The organism is Ruegeria sp. (assembly GCF_028066395.1).
In the GTDB taxonomy this organism is placed as follows: Bacteria; Pseudomonadota; Alphaproteobacteria; order Rhodobacterales; family Rhodobacteraceae; genus Ruegeria.
Window position 1 is genome coordinate 26,811 of sequence record NZ_JALCBM010000006.1, and the last position, 7,317, is coordinate 34,127.

At 62.1% G+C, this 7,317-nt stretch carries 5 protein-coding genes; 3 read left to right on the forward strand and 2 right to left on the reverse strand.

Annotated elements, in window-relative coordinates; genetic code table 11:
- Positions 1-1,103 (reverse strand): bifunctional glutamate N-acetyltransferase/amino-acid acetyltransferase ArgJ (gene argJ, locus MPJ51_RS03475; RefSeq protein WP_298381792.1); only part of this gene is annotated, 1,103 nt, incomplete at its 3' end.
- Between the two features lie 5 nt (positions 1,104-1,108).
- Positions 1,109-1,957 carry a peptidylprolyl isomerase gene (locus MPJ51_RS03480; protein WP_298381795.1) on the reverse strand — a complete coding sequence of 283 codons (849 nt, stop codon included), beginning with the start codon at positions 1,955-1,957 and terminating at the stop codon, positions 1,109-1,111.
- 176 nt (positions 1,958-2,133) lie between these two features.
- On the opposite strand from MPJ51_RS03480, the gene secA reads away from it, so the two are divergent.
- From secA to MPJ51_RS03495, 3 genes are all read left to right on the forward strand, one after another.
- Positions 2,134-4,851 (forward strand): preprotein translocase subunit SecA, encoded by a 2,718-nt coding sequence (gene secA / locus MPJ51_RS03485; RefSeq protein WP_298381798.1) that lies wholly within the window; start codon positions 2,134-2,136, stop codon positions 4,849-4,851.
- Between the two features lie 142 nt (positions 4,852-4,993).
- Positions 4,994-5,914, forward strand: coding sequence for a hypothetical protein (locus MPJ51_RS03490; protein WP_298381801.1), 921 nt, complete (start codon positions 4,994-4,996; stop codon positions 5,912-5,914).
- 26 nt (positions 5,915-5,940) lie between these two features.
- Positions 5,941-7,317, forward strand: a 1,377-nt coding sequence (locus tag MPJ51_RS03495; RefSeq protein ID WP_298381804.1) for a substrate-binding domain-containing protein, incomplete at its 3' end; no start/stop codon positions are given.

Sequence of the window (7,317 nt, forward strand, 5' to 3'; positions counted from 1 at the left end):
GCGGCGGCGGCGTCCTCGCTGTAATCGGGGCTGACCCAGCCTTTTTCGGCCACCAGAATGTCGCCGAAGGAGATGCTCAGGCGGTCGCGGTCGGCGGCGGCGCCGGATTTGCCGATGGCCATGACCACGCGGCCCCAGTTGGGGTCTTCGCCGGCAATGGCGGTTTTGACCAGAGGCGAGTTGGCGATGGCCAGCCCATGCACCTTGGCGTCGGCGTCTGTGGCGGCCCCGGTCACACGAATTTCTACGAATTTCGTGGCCCCCTCACCGTCGCGCACCACTTGTTGGGCGAGGTCCAGCATCACCGATTCCAAAGCCTCGGCAAAAGCCGCGTTGCCAGTGGCATCGACGCCCGACGCTCCGGTGGCACACAAAAGCAGGCTGTCCGAGGTCGAGGTGTCGCTGTCCACGGTGATGCAGTTGAAGGTGCGATCCGTCTGCGCGCCCAGCATCGCTTGCAACGCAGATTGTTCGACCTGTGCGTCGGTGAAGATATAGACCAGCATCGTTGCCATCTCGGGTGCGATCATGCCGGACCCTTTGGAAATCCCAGCAATAGAGACTGTTTTGCCGTCAATCTCGACCTGCGCCGAGGCCCCTTTCGGGAAGGTGTCAGTAGTCATGATCGCCCGCGCCGCGTCCTTGATGGCGTGGCGGCTGAGACCGGATTTCAGCGTCTCAAGCTGCGTCACGATGCGGTCATGGGGCAGCGGTTCGCCGATCACGCCGGTTGACGAGGTAAAGACACGCTCGACCGCAACGCCGGTGGCTTTGGACACCGCTTGCGTGACCTCGGCCACCGAGGATTGGCCGTAATGACCCGTAAAGGCATTGGCGTTGCCGGAGTTCACCAGAATCGCTGCAGGCCCATCGCTGGGCCCGCCGATCTTGTCCTGACAGTCCAGAACCGGTGCCGCGCGGGTGGCTGAGCGGGTGAACACCCCGGCCACCGAGGTGCCGGGGTCCAGAACTGCCAGCATGACATCGGTGCGGCCCTGATAGCGCACGCCTGCGGCAACAGTAGCGAAACGCACGCCGTCGATTGCGGACAGATCGGGAAAGGCCGCAGGGGCCAGCGGGGAAACCTTGGTGATCTTGGCCACGGGGGTTACTCCTGAATCAGCTCGATCTTGCGGATGATGTCGGGGCCGACCCCATCCAGCGCCGGGCGTTCGATATCGGCCTGCTGGGTCAGCTCATCAATCCGGGCCTGAATCGCCTCTTGCTGCAGGGTCTGGGCCAGTTCATCCCGCACGGCGTCCAGCTCGGGTGCTTCGGATTTACGCTTGTCGTTCAGGATGATGACATGCCAACCGAACTGAGTTTGCACCGGGTCCGAGACCTGACCTTTTTCCAGCGCAACCACGGCGGTTTCAAACTCGGGCACCATGCGGCCCTTGCCGAACCAGCCCAGCTCACCCCCGTTGGGACCCGAGGGGCCGGTGGACTTCTCACGTGCCATTTCGGCGAAATCAGCACCGTCGTCCAGCTGGGCCTTGATGGCTTTAGCCTCATCCTCGGTCTCGACCAGAATATGGCTGGCGTGATACTCATCCTCGCCCTGGAAATCGGCGAACTGCGCGTCATAGGCGGCCTGGATGGCGTCATCCGTGACCTCGGCGTCCGAGATCGTGTTGACCGTCTGCACGGCGCGCAGGGACCGGGTCTCATTCTCAAGCGCGAGCGTGTTCAGGGTCGATAGCCCGTCCTGCTGCTGGCTCAGCAATTCCTGTTGCACCAGCTGTTCGATGATGAAGTCATACAGCACGTCGTCTTCCAGCTGCTGGTACTGTGCCGGAAGGGCGGAAATGGTGGCGATAACGTGACCCAAAGTGATCTCGTCCCCGTTCACGCGCGCCACGACGGTGCCTGCATCCACGTCGGTTTCGGCGGCCAGCGGCAGCGCCATCACAGCGGCAAACGCCAGCGATGGCAGAAAAGTGAGGCCTTTGGGCATGGAATCATCCTATTTATTTGCCGCGACAGGGCGCGGCGTTGACACTTCAGAACCTGCCGCTTACATCGCTTTGAAGCCTTGGACAGGGCCGCCTTTCACCCCCCGTATCTATGGGTTGCGCGCAAGGTGGGCAAGCCTGTCGCAACCAAGACAAGAACAGATCCGCTGGAGTGAACATGCTGGGACTCGGAACGCTGGCCAAAAAGGTGTTCGGAACACCGAACGACCGCAAGATCAAGGCGACCCGCCCGCTGATCGAAAAGATCAACGCGCTGGAGCCCGAGTTCGAGAAACTGTCGGATGAGGGTCTGATCGAAAAGACCGCCGAGCTGCGCAAACGCGCGCTGGATGGCGAAAGCCTGGACGCTTTGCTGCCCGAGGCCTTTGCCAATGTCCGCGAAGGGGCCAAGCGCGCGCTGGGTCTGCGCGCCTTTGATGTGCAGTTGATGGGCGGGGCGTTCCTGCATCAGGGCAACATCTCGGAAATGAAAACCGGTGAGGGCAAGACGCTTGTCGCCACCTTCCCGGCCTATCTGAACGCGCTGACCGGCAAGGGCGTGCATGTGGTCACGGTGAACGAATACCTGGCCAAGCGCGACTCGGAGTGGATGGGCAAGGTATTTGGTGCGGTCGGCATGACCACCGGCGTGATCTGGTCGGGCCAGCCCGATGCCGAGAAAAAGGCCGCTTATGCCTGCGACGTCACCTATGCCACCAATAACGAGCTGGGCTTTGACTATCTGCGCGACAACATGAAGGCGGACCTGAACGAGGTTTACCAGAAATACCATAACTTCGCGATTGTGGACGAGGTGGATTCGATCCTGATCGATGAGGCACGGACGCCGCTGATCATCTCGGGGCCATCGCAGGACCGGTCGGACCTGTATACCGCCATCGACGCGCTGATCCCCTCGCTGGCCGAGGATCACTATACGCTGGATGAAAAGTCCCGCAGCGTGACCTTTACCGATGAGGGCAACGAGTTTCTGGAACAGCAGCTGATCGCCGCCGGGCTGCTGCCTGAGGGGCATTCGCTCTATGATCCCGAAAGCACGACCGTGGTGCACCACGTCAATCAGGGCCTGCGCGCGCATAAGCTGTTCACGCGCGACAAGGATTATATCGTGCGCGACGGCAATGTGGTGCTGATCGATGAATTCACCGGCCGCATGATGCCGGGCCGCCGCCTGTCCGAAGGGCTGCATCAGGCCATCGAGGCCAAGGAAAACGTACAGATTCAGCCCGAAAACGTGACGCTGGCCAGCGTGACCTTCCAGAACTATTTCCGCCTCTATGACAAGCTGGGCGGCATGACCGGCACCGCGCTGACCGAGGCCGAGGAATTTGCCGAAATCTATGGTCTTGGCGTGGTCGAAGTTCCGACCAACAGGCCCATCGCGCGTGTCGACAAGGATGATCAGGTCTATCGCACCGCGATCGAGAAATACGGCGCGATGATCGAACAGACCAAGAAGGCCGCCGAAAAGGGTCAGCCGGTTCTGCTGGGCACCACCTCGATCGAGAAATCGGAACTGCTGAGCCAGATGCTGACCAAGGAAGGCATCGAGCATAATGTCCTGAATGCCCGCCAGCACGAACAAGAGGCGCAGATTGTCGCCGATGCGGGCCGCTATGGCGCGGTGACCATCGCCACCAACATGGCCGGGCGCGGCACTGACATTCAGCTGGGCGGCAATGTGGAAATGAAGGTTCTGCAGGCGCTGGCCGAAAGCCCCGAAGCCGACCCGACCGAACTGCGCACCACCGAAGAAGCCAAGCACGCCGAAGAAAAGCAAAAGGTTCTGGATGCGGGCGGGCTGTTCGTCATGGCCTCGGAACGGCATGAAAGCCGCCGCATCGACAACCAGCTGCGCGGCCGCTCAGGCCGTCAGGGCGACCCGGGTCGTACCGTGTTCTACCTGAGCCTCGAAGACGACCTGATGCGCATTTTCGGCTCGGAACGGCTGGACAAGGTCCTAACCACGCTGGGCATGAAAGAGGGCGAGGCGATCATCCACCCCTGGGTGAACAAGTCGCTGGAACGCGCCCAGTCCAAGGTCGAAGGCCGCAACTTTGACATGCGCAAGAACGTTCTGAAATTCGACGACGTGATGAACGATCAGCGCAAGGTGATCTTCAATCAACGGCGCGAGATCATGTCGACGGATGACCTGTCCGAGATCGTGTCGGACATGCGTGAGCAGGTGATCGACGATCTGATTGACGAATATATGCCGCCGAAAACCTATGCGGATCAATGGGATACGGATGGGTTGCACGAGGCGGTCAAAGACAAGCTGACCATTGACGCACCGGTACAGGACTGGGCCGCCGAAGAAGGCGTCGATGACGAGCAGATCCGCGAACGTCTGGTCAATGCCGCGGACGAGATGATGGCGCAAAAAGCCGCCGCCTTTGGTCCCGAGAACATGCGCAACATCGAAAAGCAGGTGCTGCTGCAAACCATCGACGGCAAGTGGCGCGAGCATCTGTTGACGCTGGAACATCTGCGCTCGGTCGTGGGGTTCCGGGGCTATGCCCAGCGCGATCCGCTGAACGAATACAAGAACGAAAGCTTCCAGCTGTTCGAAGGCATGCTGGACAGCCTGCGCGAAACCGTGACGCAGCAACTGTCCCGTGTCCGCCCCCTGTCCGAGGAAGAACAGAAAGAAATGCTGGCCCAGATGGCCGCGCAGCAGGCGCAGGCACAGCAGGCCGTGGATCAGGCCACCGACCGCGCCGAAGCCGTGGCCGAGGCCGAAGCTTCGGGCGATCCGCTGCCGGGCTTTGTCGAAGACGACCCCTCAACCTGGGGTAACCCGTCGCGCAACGACAAATGCCCCTGCGGATCGGGCAAGAAGTTCAAGCATTGCCATGGTCGCCTGACGTAAAAGCAGGGCAAAACCGGTCGATTCAAAGGCTCTGGCGGGGTGGTTCGTTAACATGCGAACACAATGACTCCGCCGGGCTGCCACAAATAAGCCGTGATTGTTAATGAAAGTCCGACTCGCTCCTTCAACTGGGGAGGGTGTCTTGTTTGTCGTAAGAAACTACGTGACCATGGGCGGTACCGTTGCCTGCGCCTTGGCCATTGGATATCTGATGCAATACGGCCCGGCGTCGCAGCGTAAAGCTGCGCCGGGGTCTGAACGCGTGGCTTCGGCCTCTGGTCATGCCTCGGTTCTGGCCGGAATCGAAGACGTTGTACTGACCTCTTCACCCAACGCGGAAACGGCATCGGCAAAGGTGCCCAATACCTCTAGCACGGTGTCCCGCATTCACCCGAAGGTGCAACCCAACTGCAAACTCAGCGCGCGCGCATCGGCCCTGCCGGGTGCCAACGCGCAATTGCGGATCAAGGCCCCCTGTCATGAAACGGCGCAGGTCGAAATCCATCACAGCGGTCTGACCTTCACCGCACTGACCAACGCCCAGGGCGCGCTGACCCTGACTATCCCTGCCCTGTCCGAATACGCGATCTTCCTGATTTCACTACAGGATCAGACCGGCACTGTCGCCACCACTCACATCCCTGATATCGCCGAATTCGACCGGGTCGCGCTGCAATGGCGCGGCGAAACCGACCTGCAACTGCATGCGCTGGAATTTGGCGCAAGCTATGGCGAGGCCGGGCATGTCTGGGCAAGTCCCGACGCCACCGGGGCAGGCACCATCGTACATCTGGGCCAGGTCGAGGCCAACGCCCGCAACGTTCAGGTTTACTCCTACCCCAAGGGCACCGAACCCGCCGATGGCACCATCGAACTGAGCGTCGAGGCCGAGGTGACAAAGACCAATTGCGGCCAGGACCTGAGCGTTCAGGCGCTGCAATTGCACGGCGACGACCCCCTGCGCTCGCGTGACCTGACGCTGACACTGCCGGATTGTTCCCGCGCGGGTGAGTTTCTGGTGTTGAATAATCTGCTGGAAGACCTGACAATCGCCGCCAGATAAAAACGGCAGGCAGGCAAGACGGTTCCATGTTTTTACCCCGTGCAACAGCGGCGGCGCTGTGTTGCGTGGCCCTTGCAGGCGGCGCGCTGGCGCAGGACATCACCCTGACCTCGCATGACGGCAAGGTCGAGATCACCGGCAACCTTCTGGGCTATGACGGCGAATTCTACCGCGTGGACACTCAGTTCGGAGAGCTGACGGTCGATGGCTCGGGCGTCACCTGTGATGGTCTCGCCTGCCCCAACCTGACCGATTTCGTGGCCGAGGTCACCTTGTCCGGCTCCTCGGTCATGGCCGAAACATTGCTGCCCGCGCTGGTGGTGGGCTTTGCGCGCCAAGAGGGGCTGACCGCCACGCCGATTCAGGAAAATGCCGCCGGTTTTGTCTATGAGCTGCACAAACCCGGACGGCAGGCGCCGCTGGCGCGTCTGCAGTTTCACGTCGGCAACACCGATCAGGGGTTTGCCGATCTGATCGCCAACGAAGCCGACATCGTCATGGCCCTGCGTGAGATTCGCGACGCTGAACGCGACGCCGCGGACGCAGCCGGGATGGGTGATCTGACCCAGCCCCGCCGATCCCGGGTTCTGGCGCTGGACGCGATGGTGCCGATCGTGGCCATGGACAACCCCGTTCGCCAGATTTCGCTAACCGATCTGGCCCGCGTTCTGTCCGGTGAGCTGCGCAACTGGTCCGACCTCGGCGGCCCGAACGCGCCAATCACCCTGCATATGCCCGACCCCGGCTCCGGCCTGTCCCAAGCGGTCGAGGATCACCTGCTGGCCCCCGCCAGCGTCACCCTGAGCAGCACCGCCGCACGTCACGGGCGCAATGGCGCGCTGGTGCACAGCGTTGCCGACGACCCCTTTGCCATCGGGATCGCCAGCCAGGCCAATATCGGCGACGCCCGCGCCCTGCCCCTGACTGGCGGTTGCGGGCACGCGCTGGCTGCCACCCGGCAGTCGATCAAGACCGAAGATTACCCCCTGACCGCGCCGATGTTCCTGTACCTGCCCGCACGCCGCCTGCCCCGGATCGCGCGGCAGTTTCTGGCCTATGTGCAAAGCCCCGAGGCGCAGCCGGTCATCCGGCAGGCCGGGTTCGTGGATCAGATGCCCGAAACGTTGGGCTTGGGTCCGCAAGGGGATCGTCTGGCCAACGCCATCGCCTCGGGCGGCACCGAGGTCGGGCTGGAGGAGTTGCAACGCATGGTCGAAACCCTGCGCCCGATGGCGCGTCTGTCGCTGTCCTTCCGGTTTGAACCCGGGTCGTCGCGCCCGGATGCGCAGTCGCGCTCGAACATCCTGCAACTGGCGCAGGCGCTGGAATCGGGCGCATTCGATGCCCGCAAGCTGACCTTTGTCGGGTTCAGCGACGGTGATGGCGCGGCCAACACAAATGCC